The organism is Actinokineospora pegani, assembly GCF_009745975.1.
Classification (GTDB): Bacteria; Actinomycetota; Actinomycetes; order Mycobacteriales; family Pseudonocardiaceae; genus Actinokineospora; species Actinokineospora pegani.
The window spans coordinates 61,675-80,933 of record NZ_WHOL01000054.1 but is presented as its reverse complement, the minus strand read 5'-3'; the positions used below and the strand labels follow the sequence as shown (position 1 = coordinate 80,933).

Here is a 19,259-nt window from a genome sequence, read left to right as displayed (position 1 = left end):
CCTCGGCGATGCGCATGGCCTCTTCGATGAGGGTCTCGACGATCTGGTGTTCGGGGACGGTCTTGATGACCTCGCCCTTGACGAAGATCTGGCCTTTGCCGTTGCCGGAGGCGACGCCGAGGTCGGCTTCGCGGGCCTCGCCGGGGCCGTTGACGACGCAGCCCATGACCGCGACGCGCAGTGGGACCTCCATGCCCTCCAGGCCTGCGGTGACCTGCTCGGCGAGGGTGTAGACGTCGACCTGGGCGCGGCCGCAGGACGGGCAGGAGACGATCTCGAGCTTGCGTGGGCGCAGGTTCAGCGATTGCAGGATCTGCGTGCCGACCTTGATCTCCTCGACCGGTGGGGCCGACAGCGACACCCGGATGGTGTCGCCGATGCCCTGGCGCAGCAGCGCGCCGAAGGCGACCGCGGACTTGATGGTGCCCTGGAAGGCGGGTCCGGCCTCGGTGACGCCCAGGTGCAGCGGGTAGTCGCACTGCTCGGCGAGGATCTCATACGCCCGGACCATGACCACGGGGTCGTTGTGCTTGACCGAGATCTTGATGTCGTGGAAGTCGTGCTCGGCGAACAGCGACGCCTCCCACAGTGCCGACTCGGCCAACGCTTCCGGGGTGGCCTTGCCGTGCTTGGCCAGCAGGCGGGGGTCCAGCGACCCGGCGTTGACCCCGATCCGGATGGGGGTGCGGTGGTCGCGGGCCGCGTGGGCGATCTGTTTGACCTGGTCGTCGAACTTGCGGATGTTGCCCGGGTTCACCCGCACCGCCGCGCACCCGGCCTCGATCGCGGCGAAGACGTACTTGGGCTGGAAGTGGATGTCGGCGATCACCGGGATCTGCGACTTGGCCGCGATCGCGGGCAGCGCCTCGGCGTCGTCGGCGGACGGGCAGGCCACCCGGACGATGTCGCAGCCCGCCGCGGTCAACTCCGCGATCTGCTGCAACGTGGCGTTGACATCCGAGGTCAAGGTCGTCGTCATCGACTGCACCGAGATCGGGTGGTCCGAACCGACACCCACCGTCCCGACCTGCAACTGCCGGGTCTTGCGGCGCTCGCCGAGCACCTGGGGCGGCAGCGACGGCATGCCGAGCATCACGTCGGACATCGTGTTCTCCGGGACTCTCTCGAACGGGCTACTGGGGTAGTCGGATGGGGTTGATCACGTCGGCGGTGACGGTCAGCAGCACGATCGCGCCGCCGAGCACCACGAAGACCATCGTGATCCCCGCCAGTTTGTTGTAGTCGACCGGGCCCGCGGGGGCCTTGCCGCGCATCTTTCGGATGAAATCGCGGACACGTTCGTACAGCACGACGGCGATGTGCCCGCCGTCGAGCGGGAGCAGCGGGAGCAGGTTGAACACCCCGACGAAGAAGTTCAGCGCCGCGAGCATGAGGATGAAGATGGACCAGATGCCGCGCTCGGCGGCGTCGGCGCCGATGACGCTGGCGCCGACCACGCTGACCGGCCGCTCCGGGTCGTCCTCGCCGCCGATGGCGCGGATGACCGCGGGGATCTTCTCCGGGAACCGCATCAGACCTTCCCAGGTCCTGGCGAACATCGTCCCGGTGAAGGAGAAGGTCGCCCCGACCGCCGACAGCCCGCCGTAGTGCACGCTGTCGCTCAGCGCGATGCCGATCGCGCCCGCGTTCTCCACCCTGTTGTTCTCGTCGTTCGGCACGGACCCGACAACCGTCCGCTGCACGGTGGCCACGTCCACTGTCACGGTACGCCGCTCGCCGTCGCGCAGGACCTCGAACTCGGTCGGGCCGCGCAGGTCGCGCACCTTGGCGACCATCTGCCGCCACTCGTTGACCGGCTCGCCCGCCACCGCGACGACCTCGTCGCCCTCCTGGATACCCGCCGCGACGGCGGGCGAGGGGTCGCCCGGTCCGCAGTCGGGCAGCTTGAGCGTCACCCGGTCCTGGGTGGGCGCCGCGCAGGAGGTCTCGCCGACGATCGGGCGCAGGTCCTCGTTCGGCAGGCCCATCGACACGGCCATCAGGTAGAGGATGACGAAGCCGAGGATGAAGTGGGTGATGGACCCGGCGGACATCACGACCACGCGCTTCCAGGTGGCGAACCGCCACATGGCCTTGGGCGCCTCGTCCGGCGTCACCGGGTCCAGCGCGGTCATGCCCGCGATGTCGCAGAACCCGCCGCCGGGGATGGCCTTGAACCCGTACTCCGTCTCGCCGCGGCGGAAGGAGAAGAGCGTCGGCCCGAAGCCGATGAAGTAGCGCCGGACCTTCATGCCGAACCACTTGGCGGTGAACATGTGCCCCGCCTCGTGCAACGCCACCGAGAGGCCGATGCACAGGGCGAACAGCACGAGCCCCAGCAGCCAAACGACCACGGTCAATCCCTTCCAGTGCCTGCGAGGAGTTCGCGCGCTCGGGCGCGGGCCCAGTGCTCGGCCGCGAGCACCTCCTCGACGTCGCGCGGTTCGCCGCTGAAGGAGGAGGCGTCGTCGAGCACCCGGGAGACAGTGTCCACAATTACTGTGAAGGTGGTGTCGCCTCGCAGGAAGGCGGCCACCGCCTCCTCGTTCGCGGCGTTGAACACCGCGGGCAGGCAGCCGCCCACCGCGCCGATCTCGCGGGCGAGGCGCACGGCGGGGAAGGTCTCGTCGTCGAGCGGCTCGAAGGTCCACTGGCTGGCGGTCGACCAGTCGCAGGCCCTGGCCGCGCCGGGCACCCGGTGCGGCCAGTCCAGGGCGAGCGCGATCGGCAGCCGCATGTCCGGCGGGCTGGCCTGGGCCAGGGTGGAGCCGTCGGTGAAGGTCACCATCGAGTGCACGATCGACTGCGGGTGCACCACGACGTCGATGCGGTCGTAGGGCACGTCGAACAGCAGCCGCGCCTCGATCAGCTCCAGCGCCTTGTTCACCAGGGTGGCGGAGTTGACGGTGATGACCGGGCCCATCGCCCAGGTCGGGTGCGCCAGCGCCTCAGCGGCGGTGACCTGGGACAACTCGGCGCGCTTGCGGCCGCGGAAGGGCCCCCCGGAGGCGGTGAGCACCAGCCGGTCGACCTCCTCGGCGCGCCCGCCGCGCAGCGCCTGGGCCATCGCGGAGTGCTCGGAGTCGACCGGGATGAGCTGCCCGGGGGCGGCGGCGGCCAGCACCAGGGGGCCGCCCGCGATCAGCGACTCCTTGTTCGCCAGCGCCAGCCGGGCCCCGGTGGCCAGCGCGGCCAGCGTGGGCGGCAGGCCCCGGGAGCCGGTGATGCCGTTGAGCACGGTGTCGGCGCGCTGGGCGTCGATCAGCTCGAGGACCGCGTCCGGGCCCGTGAGCACGCGGGTGGCGTGCCCGGCCAGGGCGGTGCGCAGCGGCTCGGCCGCCGCCGGGTCGGTGACCGCGACGACCGGGGCCCGGTGCGCGATGGCCTGCTGGGCCAGCAGCGCCGGGTCGGAGCCGCCCGCGGCCAGGCCCGCGACGGTGAACCGGTCGGGGTTGGCCGCGATCACGTCGAGCGCCTGGGTGCCGATGGAGCCGGTGGAGCCGAGGAGCAGGACGGAGCGGGGCCCGTCGGCGGTCGGCTGGGGCAGGAGTGTCATCCCGGCCATTGTTCCTGACGCGGGCGCTGTCACCGCACGCACGGTCCGGGGCGAGGGCCAGCACGTGGAGCCGTGCCGTGTGGACCGTTCGGCGCAATCCGAAAAAAGTTCCGCCGAAGACGCTTGGACCGAACCAGACGGGGGAATCCCACTTGCAGAACGGAAAGACTTCGGTGAAATGCCCGAGGTCATGAGGAAGGAGCTCTCATGGGCATCATTGCCTGGATCGTCCTCGGCCTGGTCGCCGGTCTCATCGCCAAGGCCATCATGCCTGGTAAGGACCCGGGCGGCCTGATCATCACGGCCGTCATCGGCATCGTCGGAGCCTTCATCGGTGGCTTTGTCGGAAAGGCCATCTTCGGCACCCCGCTGGAGGACTTCTTCTCCATCCAGACCTGGCTGCTGGCCATTCTCGGCTCGGTGATCCTGCTCGCCATCTACCGCGTGGTCATGGGCAACAAGTCGCGCGCACACCGCTAACCAAGCCTGAGCTTGGGAGAACGGTCACACCGAGGGCGCCGCGGACCACCGCGGCGCCCTCGGTGTGTTCCGGTGTGGGACGATGTGGCCGCTGGACGGACGCTCAGGGAGGACGACGTGGCTGGCACGGAGCTGGAGAAGCGCAAGCCGACCAAGGCGAGCCCGCACGTGGTGAGCCCCGCCGACGAGCCGTCGGCCGAGTGGGGCTGGCACGGCACCTTCCCCAAGGGCACCGCCATCGCGGGCGTGTTCACCGCGCTGTCCATGTTCATCATGCTGACCAGCAACACCGTCAGCAGCACCGAGCACTGGTGGCTGATCGGCACCGGCGTCGTCATCCTGGTCGGGCTGCTGTGGAAGGTGAACCGGGACCGCACGTCCTGGCGCCGCTGAGCACCAAGCCGCAACAACGCGATGCCGTCGTCCGGACCCCCGGTCGGCGGCATCTCACTTAGCCCTCGGCGGCGAGTTGACCGCAGGCCGCGGCGATCTCCTGGCCCCGCGTGTCGCGGACGGTGCAGGACACGCCCTGCGCGTTCACCCGCCGGACGAACTCCCGCTCCACCGGCTTGGGGCTGGCGTCCCACTTCGAGCCCGGCGTCGGGTTGAGCGGGATGACGTTGACGTGGGCCAGGGGGCCCAGGTGCTTGCGCAGCAGCTTGCCCAGCAGGTCCGCGCGCCACGGGTGGTCGTTGATGTCGCGGATGAGGGCGTACTCGATCGACACGCGGCGGCCGGTGCGGTCGGCGTAGAGGCGGGCGGCGTCGAGGACCTCCGCGACCTTCCAGCGGGTGTTGACCGGGACGAGGGTGTCGCGCAGCTCGTCGTCGGGGGTGTGCAGGGAGACGGCGAGGCGGACGGACAGGTTCTCCTCCGCCAGTTTGCGGATGGCGGGGACCAGGCCGACCGTCGACACGGTGACCGAGCGCTGCGAGATGCCCAGGCCGTCGGGGGCCGGGTCGCAGATGCGGTGCACGGCGGCGATGACGCGCTTGTAGTTGGCCAGGGGTTCGCCCATGCCCATGAAGACGATGTTGGACAGCCTGCCGGGGGCGCCCACCTCGCCGTCGCGCATGGCCGCGGCGGCGGCGCGGACCTGGTCGACGATCTCGGCCGTGGACAGGTTGCGGTCCAGGCCGCCCTGGCCGGTGGCGCAGAACGGGCAGGCCATGCCGCACCCGGCCTGGCTGGACACGCACAGGGTCGTGCGGTCGCGGTAGCGCATGAGGACGCTCTCGAGCAGCGTGCCGTCGTGGGCCTTCCACAGCGTCTTGCGGGTGTCGCCGTCGTCGCAGGTCACGTGGCGGACCGGGGTGAGCAGCGGCGGCAGCAGCTCGTCGGCGAGGCGGTCGCGGGCGGCGGCCGGGATGTCGGTCATGGCCGCGCGGTCGGCGGTGAGCCTGCTGAAGTAGTGGGTGGAGAGCTGGTTGGCCCGGAACGGCTTCTCCCCCAGTTCGGTGACCGCCACCTTGCGCTCGTCGGTGGACAGGTCGGCGAGGTGGCGCGGCGGCAGGCCGCGCTTGGGGGCGTCGAAGACGAGCGGGAGTGAGGTCATAGCCCGTCCATTCTCCCACGCCCGCAGGGGTGCTCCTACCGGGTGGTTGGCGGCGCGGGCTTGCCGTCGGTCGTGCAACTGCGGGTCTGCCCGGCGGCGTCGACGAGGCGTTCGGGCAGATCGATGTTGTTGACCGCGGAGACGGCGGTCTCGAACCCGCGCATGCCCGCGCCGAACTCGTCGATGGCGCCGCGGTAGGCCTCGGCGGTCAGCGGGTCGGCGGCGCGCACGGTGTCGCGGGCGGTGGCCATCGAGGTGCGCGCCTCGGTCATCCCGTCGACCAGCTTGCGCAGGTTGGGGTCGATCTCCGGGGCCGGGGACGGGACCAGCGCGTTGAGGTCGGACAGGGCGGCGTCGAGCACGCCGACGAACCGGTCGGTGACGTCGAGGAACTGCTTCCTGAGCACGGCCGGGTCGTCGGAGGTCGTCGGCTGCTGGGTCGTCTCGGCCGCGGTGATCAGCAGCCGCCCCGACCCGCAGAAGCGCTCCATCCAGCGCACGTCGTCCGGGTCGGCCTCCGGCGGGGCGGAGGTGGTCCTGGTCGTCAACGGCTCGATGGCCACCGGGGTGCCGCGCGTGGGGACGGCGCACCCCGCCAGCACGCCGCCCGTCAGCGCCAACCCAGCCGCGACCAGCGCGATCCCGTTCCTCATGCCCCCTCCGATGCGCCAGCCCGTGTCCCCGTTCCCCAGTATGCCGACCCGTGTCCGACCTTCGTCGTTGCATCGCGACAGTTTCCGATATATCGTTGAGCTATCGCGAGCGACCGTTCGTGAGACCGAAGAACCCAGCGAGCCCCTGGAGAGAACAATGCGCACCACCGACCCGCGGCACTTCCGCCGCCGCCACGACCACGACCACCCGTTCGCCCGCCGGTTCGGCGCCCCCGACTTCGACCCCGAGGAGCACGACATGACCCCGCCCTTCCCCCCGATGCCGCAGATCCCCCCGTTCGGCGGGCCCGGCCCGTTCGGGCGCGGCGGCCCCTTCGGCGGCCGGGGCGGGCCTTTCGGCGGGCGGGGCGGGCACCGGCGCGGGCGCGGCGACGTGCGCGCCGCCCTGCTCACGCTGCTGACGGAGCGGCCGATGCACGGCTACGAGATGATCCGGGAGATCGCCGAGCGCACCGGCGGCTTGTGGAAGCCCAGCCCCGGCTCGGTCTACCCGACCTTGCAGCTCCTCGCCGACGAGGACCTGGTCCGCTCGGTGGACGGCGAGGGCGGCAAGAAGCTGTTCGAGCTGACCGAGGGCGGCTCCGCCGCCGCGGCCAAGCTCGGCGACACCCCGCCGTGGGAGCAGGTCACCCAGGGCGTCGACCCGGTCGAGCACGCCCTGCGCGGCTCGATCGGCCTGGTCATGGGCGCGGTGCACACCGTCGGCCAGGCGGGCACGGCGAACCAGAAGGCGCGCGCGGTCGAGATCCTCGACAACGCCCGCCGCGAGCTCTACGCCCTGCTCGGCGAGGCGGAGACCGCCGCCCCGGACCACGACGACGAGCGGTGAGCCACCAGTTCCCCGGCCCGGCTGCCCACCGGGCCGGGGATGTTCACACGATCAGGCCACGCGGCTTGCGCCGCCACAGCACCCGGTAGCCGACCGGGATCTCCAGCCCGGGCACCTCCGCGATCGCCCGTTCGGCGACCTGCGCGGAGAACTCGATGCGCAGCACCGCCTCGAGCGTCTCGCGGTCCGGGAACCGCCACGTCGAGACGACCCGCCGCAGGGCGAAGCCCTCGATCTGGAAGAACCGGTCCACCTCGGCCGGGTCGTAGCGCGGCATGTCCGCCCGCATCCACCGCCCGTACGGCGCGTGCCGCCCGTCGAGGTCGACGACCACCAGCACCCCACCCGGTCGCAGCGCCCGGTCCGCCTCCCGCAGCCCCGCCTCGCAGCCGGGGCCGAAGAAGTACGCCGTGCGCGCGTGCACCACGTCGAAGGTCCCATCGGCGACCGGCAGGTCCTGGGCCGACCCGAGCAGGGCGGCCACGGCCGGGGTGCCCGCCACCCGGGCCACGGCCCGGTCGACCAGCGGCGGGTGCGGCTCGACGCCGAGCACCGACCGGGCCCGCGCGGCGAACCGGGGCAGGTGGAAGCCGTCGCCGCAGCCCACGTCGAGCACGTCGCCGGTCCAGTCGCAGATCTCGTCGAGCGCCGCCCAGATCGCGCCGTCGGCGTCCTGGGCCCGGTTCTCCGCCTCGTAGACCTCCGGCCACTGCCAGATGTTGGGGCTGGGCACCACAGACCCGGCACGCAGTGACGTGACGATCCGCGAGATCAACCCCATGGCATCAGGAAAGCACACGGAGTGCGTTCGGCGGCTGACGTAACCACTCGATCGGGTTATCTTCGGTCGTCAGGGAGGTATTCCTGACCATGACCATCAGCGCGATCGATGAGATGCCCGACGGGGTTCCCGGCAAGCCGTGCTGGGTGGAGCTGGCCACCGCGGACCCCAGATCGGCATCCGAGTTCTACGCGGGGCTGCTCGGCTGGTCGTTCAAGGTCGGCGACGACGGCTACGTGGTCTGCTACGTCGACGACGTGCCCGTCGCGGGCATGCACATCCCACAGGGCGACCAGCCCGCGACCTGGACCCTCTACCTGACCGTGGGCGACACGGACAACACCGCCGAGCGGGTGCTGGACCTCGGCGGGCAGGTGCTCACCGAGCCGCACGAGGTCCCGGGGCAGGGCGGGATGCTCGTGGCAGGCGACCCCAGCGGCGCGGCCGTCGGGTTCTGGCGCCAGGACCGGGACTGGCGGCTGGGCACCGGGTTCCCCGGCGCGTTCACCTGGGCCGAGCTCAACACCTGGGACGGGGCGGGGGCCGACGCCTTCTACGGCTCGCTGTTCGACTTCGAGGTCGTGCAGATGGGCGACGGCGAGGCCTTCGACTACACGAGCTGGACCGTCAACGGCGAGGAGGTGCTGGGCAGGCTGCGGATGGGGTCGGAGTTCCCGCCGGGCCAGCTCCCGCACTGGATGGTGTTCTTCGAGGCGCACCCGGAGACCGGCACCGACCGGATCGCCAACCGGGCCGAGCGCCTGGGCGGCCGGGTCGTGGTGGCGCCGTTCGACTCGCCGTTCGGCCGGGCCGCGGTGCTCGCCGACCCGGCCGGGGCCGAGTTCACCGTGCTCGACCGCTCCGACGTGCTGCCGGTGGTCGTCGAGGAGGAGGTCGGCTCGGCCAACGACGACCCGTACGACGACTAGACGGGGAGGAACAGGCTCAGCAGCAGCCAGGACACGACGGCCGAGGGCAGCAGCGAGTCCATGCGGTCCATCAGCCCGCCGTGGCCGGGCAGCAGCGTGCCCATGTCCTTGACCCCGAGGTCGCGCTTCATCACCGATTCGAGCAAGTCGCCCAGCGTGGCGGTGGCGACGAGGGCGCCGCCGAAGAGGGCGCCGTGCCACCACTGCCCGTCGAGCAGCAGCGTCAGGCACAGCACACCGGCCGCGATCCCGGCGGCCATCGACCCGGCGAAGCCCTCCCAGGACTTCTTCGGGCTGATCACCGGTGCCATCGGGTGCTTGCCGAACAGCACGCCCGCGATGTACCCGCCGGTATCCGAGCTGATCACCAGGACCAGGAAGGCCACCACCCGCTGGACGCCGTCGTCGGGCAGCACCAGCATCGCCGCGAAGGAGGCGAACAGCGGCACGTAGGCCAGCGCGAGCACCGAGGCGCTGGTGTCGCGCAGGTACCCGTCAACGCCACCGCGCAACCGCGCCAGCAGGCAGACCAGCACGGTCACCGCGAAGGCGGTCAGCACCCCGGCCCGGCCGAACGGCCAGGACAGCCACACGATGGCCTGGCCGCCGAGCAGCACCGGCCAGCGGGCGACCTGGATGCCCGCCCCGCGCTTGAGCGCGTCGATCAGCTCCCAGGTCGACACCGCGACGGCGATCGCGACGACACCGATGAACGCCTGCCGAACCAGCAGCAGCGAGAGCAGGACCGCCGCCCCGAGGAACAGCCCGACCCCGATCGCGGCGGGCAGGTTGCGCCCCGCCCGCGAGGTCTTGGCCGGCTCCCCGGCCCGCGCCGAGGTCACCGGTCCCTCCTCCAGCGATCCATGCTCCAGCTCTCCCACCGGTCCGGCCATCACGTTCCCCACACCGCGCCGAGGCTCACACCTCGAGCAGCTCGGTCTCCTTGGACTTGACCAACTGGTCGACCTGCGCGACGTACTTGTCGGTCAGGTTCTGCAGTTCCTTCTCCGCGCGCGTGACCTCGTCCTCGCCGGACTCGCCGTCCTTGACCAGGCGGTCGAGCTCCTCCTTGGCCTTGCGCCGCACGCCGCGGATGGACACCTTGGCGTCCTCGCCCTTGCCCCTGGCCAGCTTGGCGAACTCCTTGCGGCGCTCCTCGGTGAGCTGCGGGATGCCGACGCGGATGATCGTGCCGTCGTTGGTCGGGTTGACGCCCATGTCGGACTCGCGGATCGCCTTCTCGATGGCGTTGAGCTGCGTGGCGTCGAACGGCTTGACCACCGCGAGGCGGGCCTCGGGGATGTTGATGCTGGCCAACTGGTTGAGCGGGGTCGGCGAGCCGTAGTACTCGACGGTGATGCGGGAGAACATGTTGGGGTTCGCCCGGCCGGTGCGGATGGAGGAGAGCTGCTCCTTGGCCACGGAGACCGTGCTCTCCATCTTCTCCTCGGCCTCGAGGAGTGTGTCGTCGATCAAGGCAAGCTCCTAGGTGTTCACGCGGTGGGCGTACTGACCAGCGTGCCGATCCTCTCACCACGCACCGCGCGGGCGATGTTCCCCTCCGTCAGGAGGTTGAACACGATGATCGGCATGTTGTTGTCCATGCACAGGCTGAACGCGGTGGCGTCGGCGACCTTGAGGTCGCGTTCGAGCACCTCGCGGTGGGAGATCTCGGTGAACATCGTCGCGCCGGGGTTGGTGCGCGGGTCGGAGTCGAACACCCCGTCGACGGCCTTGGCCATCAGCACGGCCTCGCAGCCGATCTCGAGCGCGCGCTGGGCGGCGGCGGTGTCGGTGGAGAAGTAGGGCATGCCCACCCCGCAGCCGAAGATGACCACGCGGCCCTTCTCCAGGTGCCGCTCGGCCCGGCGCGGGATGTAGGGCTCGGCGACCTGGCCCATGGTGATCGCGGTCTGGACCCTGGTGTCGATGCCCTCCTTCTCCAGGAAGTCCTGCAGCGCCAGGCAGTTCATCACGGTGCCGAGCATCGCCATGTAGTCGGCGCGGTCGCGGTCCATGCCGCGCTGGCTCAGCTCGGCGCCGCGGAAGAAGTTGCCACCGCCGATGACGATGGAGCACTCCACCCCGCCGCGCACCACGTCGGCGATCTGCCGGGCCACGGTCAGCACCACGTCGGGGTCGACGCCGATGCCGCCGCCGCCGAACATCTCGCCGCCGAGCTTGAGCAGCACCCGCTTGAAACCGCCCTCGCGGATCGAAGCAGTCACCTCACACCCTCCTCGTGACTCTGCCCCGCCCCCGGAGGACTTCCGAGAGCGGGGCAGAGGCGGTCACGTCATGGCCCTCGGTCAGGACTGGCCGACCTCGAACCGGGCGAAGCCGGTCACGGTCACGCCCGCCTCGTCGAGGACGGCCTTGACGGTCTTCTTCGAGTCGAGCACCGAGGACTGCTCCAGCAGGACGACGTCCTTGTAGAAGCCGTTGACCCGGCCCTCGGTGATCTTCGGCAGGGCGGCCTCCGGCTTGCCCTCCTCGCGCGCGGTCTCCTCGGCGATGCGGCGCTCAGCGGCCACAACGTCCTCGGGCACCTCGTCGCGGGTGACGTAGCGGGGCTTCATCGCCGCGATCTGCATGGCGGCCGCGCGGGCCGCCTCCTCGCTGTCGCCGGTGTACTCGACCAGCACGCCCACGGCGGGGGGCAGGTCGGAGGAGCGGCGGTGCAGGTAGGTGCTGACGGTGCCGGTGAAGGCGATCGCGCGGCGCAGCTCCAGCTTCTCGCCGATCTTGGCCGAGAGGGCCTGCACCGCGTCCTCGGCGGACTTGCCGTCGACCTGGGCGGCCTTGACCGAGTCCAGGTCGGTGGCGCCCGCGGCCTTGGCGGCGGCGACGATCTTGTCGGCGAGCTGGATGAACTCGTCGTTCTTGGCGACGAAGTCGGTCTCGCAGTTCAGCTCGACCAGCACGCCGTCCGCCGCGGCCACCAGGCCCTGGGCGGTGGCGCGCTCGGCGCGCTTGCCCACGTCCTTGGCGCCCTTGATGCGCAGGATCTCGATGGCCTTGTCGAAGTCGCCGTCCGTCTCGGTCAGCGCCTTCTTGCAGTCCATCATGCCCGCGCCGGTCAGGTCCCGGAGCCGCTTGACGTCGGCCGCGGTGAAGTTCGACATCGCGTCTTTTCCGTTCTTCGGGTCTTCTGCTGTGCGCGCAGGTCGGGTCCGGCCGGGGTCGCCCCCGGCCGGACCCGGTGGATCAGGACTCGGTCTTCGGGGCCTCGGCCTCGGCCGCGGGGGCGGCCTCGGCGGCGGGGGCCTCGGTGGCCGCGGGGGCCTCGGTGGCCGCCTCGACCGCCGCGGCGGCCTGCTGGCCGTCAGCGGCCGCGGTGTCGGCGCCGACGAGCAGCTCCTTCTCCCACTCGGCCAGCGGCTCCTGCGCGGCGCCGACCTCGGGCTTGTCGGCGTTGCCGCCGCGCGCGCCGGAGCGGGCCATCAGACCGGCGGCGGCGGCCTCGGCCACGACCTTGGTCAGCAGCGCCGCGGAGCGGATCGCGTCGTCGTTGCCCGGGATCGGGTAGTCGACCTCGTCCGGGTCGCAGTTCGTGTCGAGGATCGCCACGATCGGGATGTTGAGCTTGCGCGCCTCGCCGACGGCGATGTGCTCCTTCTTGGTGTCCACGATCCAGATGGCGGAGGGGACCTTCGCCATGTCGCGGATGCCGCCCAGGGTGCGCGCGAGCTTGTCCTTCTCACGGGTCAGCATCAGGATCTCCTTCTTGGTGAGACCCTGGAAGCCACCCGTCTGCTCCATCGACTCCAGCTCCTTGAGGCGCTGGAGGCGCTTGTGCACGGTGGTGAAGTTGGTGAGCATGCCGCCCAGCCAGCGCTGGTTCACGTACGGCATGCCGACGCGGGTCGCCTCACCGGCGATCGCCTCCTGCGCCTGCTTCTTCGTGCCGACGAACAGGATGTGGCCGCCGTGGGCGACCGTCTCCTTCACGAACTCGAACGCGCGGTCGATGTAGGTGAGGGTCTGCCGCAGGTCGATGATGTAGATGCCGTTGCGGTCAGTGAGGATGTACCGCTTCATCTTCGGGTTCCAGCGGCGGGTCTGGTGCCCGAAGTGCACACCGGAGTCCAGCAGCTGCTTCATGGTGACGACGGCCATAGCCGGGTTCGCACCTCTTCGTTCGGGCGCGCCGGGACCGTGCTGGCCTGGCGCGCGTGCTCGGTTGTCGCCGTGGGCCAGGTGGCCCACCGCCCTGGTGCCGTGCGGACGCCCGGACCCACCGGAGACGTGCTCAGGAGGGACCGCCGGGCACCCGTGTTCGCGGCCGGGGAGGCCGCGTGCGCACTGGCACGCGAAGTCGCCCGGTGTGCCCACCGGACGCGGGCAGAAGTGTACGCCGTCCTGCCGCAGGACCCGGCATCGGAGCCTCGGTTGTCCCCAAGCCGCCAATCCGTCCACAGACCGGCGCAGGCCCTTGGCCGCCCCCACCCCGGCCGCCACCCTGGACCCATGCCCCTCCACCACCTCCCACTCGCCTTCCTCGTCACTCTCATCTCCTTCTCACCAGCTCGAACGCCCACTCCCCCGCCGCCGCCCACGCACGCCGCCCCGCCTGCCGCCCGGGAGCCCGCGCCCCGCTTCGCCTGGCCCCTCCCCCCACCGCGGACCATCGCTCGCCCTTTCGAACCCCCGTCCTCCCCGTACGGACCCGGCCACCGCGGCGTCGACCTGCGCGGGGTGGTGGGGGAACCGGTGCGCGCGGCCGGGGCCGGGGTCGTCGCGTTCGCCGGGGTGGTCGCCGGCCGGGCGGTGGTGTCGGTGGACCACGGGGCGCTGCGCACGACCTACGAGCCCGTGACCCCGTCGGTCGTCCTGGGCGCGCGGGTGGCCAGGGGCGATCCGATCGGCGCGCTGGCGGGCGGGCACGCCGGGTGCGGTGGCGCGTGCCTGCACTGGGGTCTGCGCCGGGGCGCGGAGTACCTCGACCCGGTGCTGCTGGTGCGGGCGCCGCGCGTGCGGCTGCTGCCCGCTCAGACGTCGGCGGTCTCGAGGAGCTTGGCGCGCAGGCGCAGGACGGCGCGGGTGTGCAGTTGGCAGACCCGGGACTCGGTGACCCCGAGGACCCGGCCGATCTCGGCGAGGGTGAGGTTCTCGAAGTAGTAGAGGGTGACCACGACGCGGTCGCGCTCGGCGAGCAGGCCGATCGCCCCGGCGAGGGCGCGGCGGTTGTCCTGGTCGACCAGGAGCGCGACCGGGTCCTCCGCGGTCTCGTCCTCGAGGATGTCGGCCAGCGAGGCGGCCCCGCCGCCGCCGCGGCCCGCGGTGGCCAGCTCGTCGAGGGCGACGACGCTGGTGAGCTGGTGCTGGGCGTAGACGTCGTGCAGCTCGTCGACCGTCAGGCCCAGCTCGTCGGCGAGCTCGTGGTCGTTGGGGGTGCGCTGCAGCTTGGCGCCGAGGCGCTCGATGCCGCGCTCGACCTCGCGGACCCGGCCGCGCACCGTGCGCGGCACCCAGTCCTGGGCGCGCAGGTCGTCGAGGATGGCGCCGCGGATGCGCTGCATCGCGTAGGTCTCGAACTTCAAGCCGCGCTCCGGCTCGAACTTCTCGATGGCGTCGACCAGGCCGAAGATGCCGGACTGGGTCAGGTCTGACACGTCGACGTGCGCGGGCAGGCCGGTGCCGACCCGTCCGGCGACGTACTTGACGAGCGGGGCGTAGTGCAGCACCAGCCGGTCGCGCAGCGCCTGGTCGCCGCCGCGGCCGTACGCCCGCCAGAGGGCCACGATGCCCGCCTCGACGTCGTCGGCCGTGCGGTTGTCCCCCGGCAGCACACCCGAGGAGATGCCCGCCCCGAAGGGGGCATGGCCGTTCACCTTGTTCTGCTGACCGGCGGGCGCGTGCGCCCCCGGCGGCCCAGATCCGTTCCCGGTCTCACCGGGAGCGCGGGTGGGTTCGGTCATGGATCGCCTTCAGCCGTTCGACGGTCACGTGGGTGTAGAGCTGCGTCGTCGCGAGCGTAGCGTGACCAAGTAGCTCCTGGACGCTTCGAAGGTCCGCACCCCCTTCGAGCAAATGTGTAGCCGCAGAGTGACGAAGACCGTGCGGCCCGAGGTCCGGCGCACCCCCGACGGCGGCCACGGCGAGGCGGACGACCCGCCGCACGGAGGTCGGTTGGAGCCGGTCGCCGCGCGCCCCGAGCCACAGTGCCGAACCCGAGCGATCCCGCGCCAGGGACGGACGCCCCTGGCGCAGCCAGCGCTCGAGCGCGTCGACCGCGGGCGCCCCGAAGGGCACCACGCGCTCCTTGCCGCCCTTGCCCAACACCCGCGCCAACCGGTCGCCGAGGTCGACGTCGTCCACGTCCAGCCCGCAGAGCTCTGACACCCGCACCCCCGTCGCGTACAGCAGTTCCACAATGGCGTGGTCACGCAGCGCTACCGGATCAAGTTCCCGGGCACCCGCCGCCGACGCCGTCATCAGCTCGCCCGCCTGGTCCTGCCGCAGCACCGAGGGCAGCGTCCGGTGCCGCTTCGGCGCGGCCAGCCGGACCCCCGGATCGACGTCGAGCAACCCCCGCCGGTGCGCCCACGCGGTGAACGTCCGCGCCGCCGCCGCCCGCCGCGCCACGGTCGTCCGCCCGGCCCCGGCCGCCACCTGCGCGGCGAGCCACCCGCGCAACGCGGCGATGTCCAGCCCCACCCCGGCCAACCCGCCCGCGGGGGTCGGATGATCTTCTTGGCACGATTCAGACATGTCCGCTTTGTCGGATTCAACCTCGTTCTCCGGTGACAAGAATTCACCCGTTCGGGCTGCGAATCCCTCAATTCCGGTCTCAAGTACACCGAGAGTGAAGCCCAGCAAAGACACCACGTCACCGAGGTAAGCACGCACCGTGTGCGCCGAGAGGTCGCGCTCCAACCCCAGGTGCCGCTCGTAGTCGGCGACCACCCCCCGCACCGCCGCGGGCAGCGCGTCCCGCACCCGGTCCATCCCCATCCGACGCCGCGCTCTGCCCATGACCCCACGCTCGGACACCCGGACACCCGCGTCAAGCGCGCCACGCCCCCACCGCGCCCCGGTCAGCGACCCCCTTCCGGCACGGCCCGCCGCCACCCGTCGTCGGCCGACCTCGCGAACCCGAGCAGCTCCAACTCGGCGAGCAGCGCCAACACCCGTTCCGGCGGCACCCCGGAGTCGGCGACCACCGCGGCCGGAGTGCTCCACCCCCGCACCGGCAGCGCGTCGTGCACCCGCAGCGCGGCCTCCCCGAGCACATCGGTCGGCCGCGACGGCGAGTCCGCCCTGGGCGCGAGGTCCCCGATCTCCCCCACCGCCTCGAGGACCTCGGCGACCGTCGTGGTGAGCACGGCCGCGCCAGCGCGCACCAGTTCGTGGCACCCGTGGGACATCGCCGAGGTGACCGGCCCGGGGACCGCCGCGAGCGCCTTGCCCAGGGTGGTCGTGGAGGAGGCGGTGTTGCGGGCCCCGCTGCGCACCCCCGCCTCGACCACCACCGTGCCCGCGGCCAACCCCGCGATCAGCCGGTTGCGGACGAGGAAGCGGTGCTTGGCGGGCGTCGTGCCCGGCGGGTACTCGCTCACGACCGCCCCGGTCTCGGCGATCCGGCGCAGCAGCGAGGTGTGGGCGCTCGGGTAGGCCTGGTCGATCCCGCAGGCCAACACCGCGATGGTCACCCCCGCCGCCGCCAGCGCCCCCCGGTGCGCCGCCGCATCGATGCCGAAGGCCGCCCCGGACACCACCGTCACCCCGGCCCCGGCCAGCCCGTACCCGAACTCGCCCGCCACGTGCTCCCCGTACGAGGTCGCCGACCGCGCCCCCACCACCGCGACAGCCCGCCGGAGCGCGTCGTCCAACCGCACCTGCCCCCGCACCCACAACCCCAACGGCGGCGCGGCCCACCGGTGCCCGCGCCCCAGCGCGTTCCCGAGCGCCAGCAACGGCCACCCCGGCCACTCGTCGTCCTCCGGGACGACGAGCCGAGCCCCGACAGCCGCAGCCGCCGCGAGATCGGCCTCGGCCCTGTCCACCGCCCGCCGAGCGACGGTCACGTCCCGGACGGCGTTGGGAACCTCGCCCTTGCGAACCGCCGCCGCGGCGCCCTCCGGCCCGAGCACGTCGACCAGCGCCCCGACCGGTCCGGCCGGCGGCTCCGCGACGCGGAGGAGGTAGGCGCGGGCCAACCGGACCTCATCCACGGCGCACCGCCGGGTGGGCGCCGCGGCGGCGGACCGTGGCGGGGAGTGGGAGCGGGCGGGGTAGGAGGCGGGCCTGGGCTCGACGGGCCGCGCTTTCCTGGTTGGAGGGTGTGCCGGGCGTGGACCGGGGAGCCGGAGGGCTGGTGGCGCCCGGGGTTGTGGGGGCGGTGGTGCGCATGGGTTCTCCTTATGCGGTGGGGAGGTGGCGGCCGCGGAAGTGGAGGGCGGTGGCGATGTGGTCCCGGGTGGGCGGGGCGGTCTTGCCCAGGTCGGCGAGGGTCCAGGCGAGGCGCAGGCAGCGGTCGGCGCCCCGGGCGGTGAGGAGGCCTCTGGTGAGGCTGGTGTCCAAGACCGTGGTGGCCTCGCGGGGGATGGGGTGGTCTTGGCGCAGCGCTGGGCCCGGGACCTCGGCGTTGGTGCGCCAGCCGTGGGTCGACCAGCGGTGGCGGGCGCGGTCGCGGGCCTCGGCGACCCGGGCGCGGACCGCGGCGGTGGGTTCGGGGGCCTCCTGGTCCGGGGCGCGGGACAGGGCGGTGCTCGGCCGCATGTGGACGCGGATGTCGACGCGGTCGAGGAGGGGGCCGGACAGGCGGGAGAGATAGCGGCGGCGGGCTGCCGGGGTGCAGGTGCAGTCGGACTCCTTGGGTGGGGCGCAGGGGCAGGTGTTGGTGGCGAGGACGAGTTGGAAGGCGGCCGGGTACCGCACCACCCCGTCGCGGCGGGCGAGGCGGATCTCGCCTTCCTCCAGCGCGGTGCGCAGGGCCTCGAGGCGGCTGGCGGGGAACTCGGCTGCCTCGTCCAGGAACAGGACGCCGTTGTGCGCCTTGCTGATCGCGCCCGGTTTCGCGAGACCGGCGCCGCCACCGACGAGAGCGGCGATGCTCGCGCTGTGGTGGGGGGCGATGAAGGGCGGGACGGTGATCAGGGGCTGGTCGGCGGGGAGGTCGCCCGCCGCGGAGTGGATGGCGGTGATCTCGAGCGCCCGTTCGCGGGGCAGCGGCGGGAGCAGGCCGGGCAGGCGGCGGGCGAGCATCGTCTTGCCGGTGCCCGGCGGGCCGGAGAGCAGCATGTGGTGCCCGCCAGCGGCGGCGACCTCCAGGGCCCAGCGGGCCTCGGGCTGGCCCACGACGTCGCTGAGGTCCGGGGACGGGTCGGCGGGGCCGGTCGCGGCGGCGGACGGGGCGGACAGGGCGTCGGGGCGGTCGGTGGCCCAGGCGACGACGTCGGCGAGGTGGCGGGCGCCGAGGACGGCCAGGTCCGGGACCAGGGCCGCCTCGGCCAGGACCGGGACCGGCACGATGGCCAGGGTGTGGCCCGCGCGGCGGGCGGCGAGCAGCCGGGGCAGCACGCCGCGCACGGCGCGCAGGCGCCCGTCGAGGGCGAGCTCGCCGACCAGCGCGGTGCCCGCGAACGGCTCGGCGGGCACCTTCCCGTCGGCGATCAGGACGGCGACGGCCAGGGCGAGGTCGTAGGCGGAGCCGGACTTGTGCAGGTCGGCCGGGGACAGCGCGAGGGTGACCAACTGCTCGGGCCAGCGCAGCCCGCTGTTGCGGACGGCCGCGCGCACCCGGTCCTTGGCCTCGCTGAGCGCGGCGTCGGGCAGGCCGACGATGTGCGTGCCCGGCTTGCCGCCGCCGATGTCGGCCTCCACCTCGACGGTGACGCCGTCGACGCCGCGCAGGGCCACCGACCAGACCTTGGCGAGGACCATCAGAACGCACCCCGCAGGTGCGCGACCTCGGCGGGCGCGCCGGGGCGGAGCAGCACGGAGACGATGTCGTGGCGGACCGGGCAGTGGGGGATGTCGTTCTCCCGCAACCACCGGACGCCCAGCGCCCTGATCCGCCTGGCCTTCGCGTCGTCGACGGCTTCGGCAGGGGCGCCGTACCCGGTCCCGGACCGGGTCTTGACCTCGCACACGACCACCCCGACGCCGTCGGCGCAGACGACGTCGAGCTCGCCGAGCTCGCACCGCCAGTTCCTGGCGAGCACGACGAGGCCGGTGGCGGCGAGGTAGCGGGCGGCGATGTCCTCGCCGCGCCTGCCGACGGCGAGGTGCGGGGCGGGGGTCTGGTCGGTCATGTCGGCTCCTGTCGAGGGGTGTCGCTCTCGACGGTGCCGGGGCAGGCGGGGGCGGACCAGAGCCGCTCCGGATCTGGGCATCACGACCGGGTGATGTGGATGAGCCCAGGTCAGCGGCCGCTGCCTGTCAGGGGTTCGTGGTGTGCTGGGCGGGGGGCCGTGCGTGACGTGGGGTTGAAAACGCGGGTTTCACGGG

General features: G+C 72.5%; 20 protein-coding genes and 1 pseudogene. 5 read left to right on the top strand and 16 right to left on the bottom strand.

Features of this window, described 5'->3' with window-relative positions; genetic code table 11:
- The 3 genes from ispG to dxr all read right to left on the bottom strand — a co-directional run.
- Positions 1-1,105, bottom strand: a 1,105-nt coding sequence (gene ispG, locus GCL84_RS05735) for a flavodoxin-dependent (E)-4-hydroxy-3-methylbut-2-enyl-diphosphate synthase (RefSeq protein WP_235926015.1), incomplete at its 3' end; no start/stop codon positions are given.
- Between the two features lie 28 nt (positions 1,106-1,133).
- A complete protein-coding gene (locus tag GCL84_RS05730; RefSeq protein WP_156754297.1) occupies positions 1,134-2,354 on the bottom strand; it encodes a M50 family metallopeptidase in 1,221 nt (406 codons plus the stop codon).
- A gap of 2 nt (positions 2,355-2,356) precedes the next feature.
- Complete coding sequence (gene dxr / locus GCL84_RS05725; protein WP_407924369.1) at positions 2,357-3,565, bottom strand: 1-deoxy-D-xylulose-5-phosphate reductoisomerase; 1,209 nt, start codon at positions 3,563-3,565, stop codon at positions 2,357-2,359.
- Between the two features lie 198 nt (positions 3,566-3,763).
- Here dxr and GCL84_RS05720 point away from each other — a divergent pair, with 198 nt between their 5' ends.
- Together GCL84_RS05720 and GCL84_RS05715 are read left to right on the top strand one after the other, a co-directional pair.
- A complete protein-coding gene (locus tag GCL84_RS05720) occupies positions 3,764-4,036 on the top strand; it encodes a GlsB/YeaQ/YmgE family stress response membrane protein (RefSeq protein WP_156754295.1) in 273 nt (90 codons plus the stop codon).
- A gap of 117 nt (positions 4,037-4,153) precedes the next feature.
- Positions 4,154-4,429, top strand: coding sequence for a DUF2631 domain-containing protein (locus GCL84_RS05715; RefSeq protein WP_156754294.1), 276 nt, complete (start codon positions 4,154-4,156; stop codon positions 4,427-4,429).
- Positions 4,430-4,487: 58 nt separating this feature from the next.
- Here the strand turns inward: GCL84_RS05715 and rlmN are convergent, their stop codons facing one another.
- Both rlmN and GCL84_RS05705 read right to left on the bottom strand, forming a co-directional pair.
- Positions 4,488-5,591 carry a 23S rRNA (adenine(2503)-C(2))-methyltransferase RlmN gene (gene rlmN / locus GCL84_RS05710; protein ID WP_156754293.1) on the bottom strand — a complete coding sequence of 368 codons (1,104 nt, stop codon included), beginning with the start codon at positions 5,589-5,591 and terminating at the stop codon, positions 4,488-4,490.
- A gap of 35 nt (positions 5,592-5,626) precedes the next feature.
- Positions 5,627-6,244, bottom strand: a complete 618-nt coding sequence (locus tag GCL84_RS05705; protein WP_156754292.1) for a hypothetical protein — start codon at positions 6,242-6,244, stop codon at positions 5,627-5,629.
- 157 nt (positions 6,245-6,401) lie between these two features.
- Here GCL84_RS05705 and GCL84_RS05700 point away from each other — a divergent pair, with 157 nt between their 5' ends.
- Entirely contained in the window at positions 6,402-7,094 is a 693-nt protein-coding gene (locus tag GCL84_RS05700) for a PadR family transcriptional regulator (RefSeq protein WP_156754291.1), read from the top strand.
- A 43-nt stretch (positions 7,095-7,137) separates the two neighbouring features.
- Here the strand turns inward: GCL84_RS05700 and GCL84_RS05695 are convergent, their stop codons facing one another.
- Entirely contained in the window at positions 7,138-7,875 is a 738-nt protein-coding gene (locus GCL84_RS05695; protein WP_156754290.1) for a class I SAM-dependent methyltransferase, read from the bottom strand.
- Positions 7,876-7,964: 89 nt separating this feature from the next.
- Here GCL84_RS05695 and GCL84_RS05690 point away from each other — a divergent pair, with 89 nt between their 5' ends.
- Positions 7,965-8,804, top strand: a complete 840-nt coding sequence (locus GCL84_RS05690) for a VOC family protein (protein WP_156754289.1) — start codon at positions 7,965-7,967, stop codon at positions 8,802-8,804.
- Here GCL84_RS05690 and GCL84_RS05685 read toward each other — a convergent pair.
- The 5 genes from GCL84_RS05685 to rpsB all read right to left on the bottom strand — a co-directional run bounded on the left by GCL84_RS05685 (position 8,801) and on the right by rpsB (position 12,923).
- A complete protein-coding gene (locus GCL84_RS05685; protein WP_156754288.1) occupies positions 8,801-9,697 on the bottom strand; it encodes a phosphatidate cytidylyltransferase in 897 nt (298 codons plus the stop codon). The genes GCL84_RS05690 and GCL84_RS05685 overlap by 4 nt on opposite strands.
- 25 nt (positions 9,698-9,722) lie before the next feature.
- The gene (frr, locus tag GCL84_RS05680) at positions 9,723-10,280 is read right to left on the bottom strand and encodes a ribosome recycling factor (protein WP_156754287.1); all 558 of its coding nucleotides are present in this window, start codon (positions 10,278-10,280) and stop codon (positions 9,723-9,725) included.
- Between the two features lie 17 nt (positions 10,281-10,297).
- Entirely contained in the window at positions 10,298-11,032 is a 735-nt protein-coding gene (gene pyrH, locus GCL84_RS05675; RefSeq protein ID WP_268891325.1) for a UMP kinase, read from the bottom strand.
- Positions 11,033-11,113: 81 nt separating this feature from the next.
- On the bottom strand, positions 11,114-11,929 hold the full coding sequence (gene tsf / locus GCL84_RS05670) for a translation elongation factor Ts (RefSeq protein ID WP_156754286.1): 816 nt from the start codon (positions 11,927-11,929) through the stop codon (positions 11,114-11,116).
- A gap of 82 nt (positions 11,930-12,011) precedes the next feature.
- A complete protein-coding gene (gene rpsB, locus GCL84_RS05665) occupies positions 12,012-12,923 on the bottom strand; it encodes a 30S ribosomal protein S2 (protein WP_156754285.1) in 912 nt (303 codons plus the stop codon).
- Between the two features lie 351 nt (positions 12,924-13,274).
- Between rpsB and GCL84_RS05660 the strand changes: the two are divergent.
- Positions 13,275-13,742: pseudogene (locus GCL84_RS05660) on the top strand (peptidoglycan DD-metalloendopeptidase family protein); the annotation flags it as partial.
- Positions 13,743-13,795: 53 nt separating this feature from the next.
- On the opposite strand, the gene GCL84_RS05655 reads toward GCL84_RS05660, so the two are convergent.
- From GCL84_RS05655 to GCL84_RS05635, 5 genes are all read right to left on the bottom strand, one after another.
- Positions 13,796-14,638 (bottom strand): FliA/WhiG family RNA polymerase sigma factor, encoded by an 843-nt coding sequence (locus tag GCL84_RS05655; protein WP_235926013.1) that lies wholly within the window; start codon positions 14,636-14,638, stop codon positions 13,796-13,798.
- 58 nt (positions 14,639-14,696) lie between these two features.
- Positions 14,697-15,755 carry a tyrosine-type recombinase/integrase gene (locus GCL84_RS05650; protein WP_156754283.1) on the bottom strand — a complete coding sequence of 353 codons (1,059 nt, stop codon included), beginning with the start codon at positions 15,753-15,755 and terminating at the stop codon, positions 14,697-14,699.
- An 89-nt stretch (positions 15,756-15,844) separates the two neighbouring features.
- The gene (dprA, locus tag GCL84_RS05645; RefSeq protein ID WP_156754282.1) at positions 15,845-16,981 is read right to left on the bottom strand and encodes a DNA-processing protein DprA; all 1,137 of its coding nucleotides are present in this window, start codon (positions 16,979-16,981) and stop codon (positions 15,845-15,847) included.
- A gap of 187 nt (positions 16,982-17,168) precedes the next feature.
- The gene (locus GCL84_RS05640) at positions 17,169-18,692 is read right to left on the bottom strand and encodes a YifB family Mg chelatase-like AAA ATPase (RefSeq protein WP_156754281.1); all 1,524 of its coding nucleotides are present in this window, start codon (positions 18,690-18,692) and stop codon (positions 17,169-17,171) included.
- Positions 18,692-19,063 carry a YraN family protein gene (locus GCL84_RS05635; RefSeq protein WP_156754280.1) on the bottom strand — a complete coding sequence of 124 codons (372 nt, stop codon included), beginning with the start codon at positions 19,061-19,063 and terminating at the stop codon, positions 18,692-18,694. The genes GCL84_RS05640 and GCL84_RS05635 overlap by 1 nt, the downstream gene beginning before the upstream one ends.
- Positions 19,064-19,259 lie beyond the last annotated feature (196 nt).

What these genes read in the sequence shown, in the direction of transcription:
- rlmN (WP_156754293.1), bottom strand. Translation starts at nt 5,591, where the DNA reads ATGACCTCACTCCCGCTCGTCTTCGACGCCCCCAAGCGCGGCCTGCCG.
- GCL84_RS05720 (WP_156754295.1), top strand. Translation starts at nt 3,764, where the DNA reads ATGGGCATCATTGCCTGGATCGTCCTCGGCCTGGTCGCCGGTCTCATC.
- GCL84_RS05705 (WP_156754292.1), bottom strand. Translation starts at nt 6,244, where the DNA reads ATGAGGAACGGGATCGCGCTGGTCGCGGCTGGGTTGGCGCTGACGGGC.
- GCL84_RS05650 (WP_156754283.1), bottom strand. Translation starts at nt 15,755, where the DNA reads ATGGACCGGGTGCGGGACGCGCTGCCCGCGGCGGTGCGGGGGGTGGTC.
- GCL84_RS05635 (WP_156754280.1), bottom strand. Translation starts at nt 19,063, where the DNA reads ATGACCGACCAGACCCCCGCCCCGCACCTCGCCGTCGGCAGGCGCGGC.
- tsf (WP_156754286.1), bottom strand. Translation starts at nt 11,929, where the DNA reads ATGTCGAACTTCACCGCGGCCGACGTCAAGCGGCTCCGGGACCTGACC.
- GCL84_RS05690 (WP_156754289.1), top strand. Translation starts at nt 7,965, where the DNA reads ATGACCATCAGCGCGATCGATGAGATGCCCGACGGGGTTCCCGGCAAG.
- GCL84_RS05640 (WP_156754281.1), bottom strand. Translation starts at nt 18,692, where the DNA reads ATGGTCCTCGCCAAGGTCTGGTCGGTGGCCCTGCGCGGCGTCGACGGC.
- GCL84_RS05695 (WP_156754290.1), bottom strand. Translation starts at nt 7,875, where the DNA reads ATGGGGTTGATCTCGCGGATCGTCACGTCACTGCGTGCCGGGTCTGTG.
- rpsB (WP_156754285.1), bottom strand. Translation starts at nt 12,923, where the DNA reads ATGGCCGTCGTCACCATGAAGCAGCTGCTGGACTCCGGTGTGCACTTC.
- GCL84_RS05700 (WP_156754291.1), top strand. Translation starts at nt 6,402, where the DNA reads ATGCGCACCACCGACCCGCGGCACTTCCGCCGCCGCCACGACCACGAC.
- dxr (WP_407924369.1), bottom strand. Translation starts at nt 3,565, where the DNA reads ATGGCCGGGATGACACTCCTGCCCCAGCCGACCGCCGACGGGCCCCGC.
- GCL84_RS05685 (WP_156754288.1), bottom strand. Translation starts at nt 9,697, where the DNA reads ATGGCCGGACCGGTGGGAGAGCTGGAGCATGGATCGCTGGAGGAGGGA.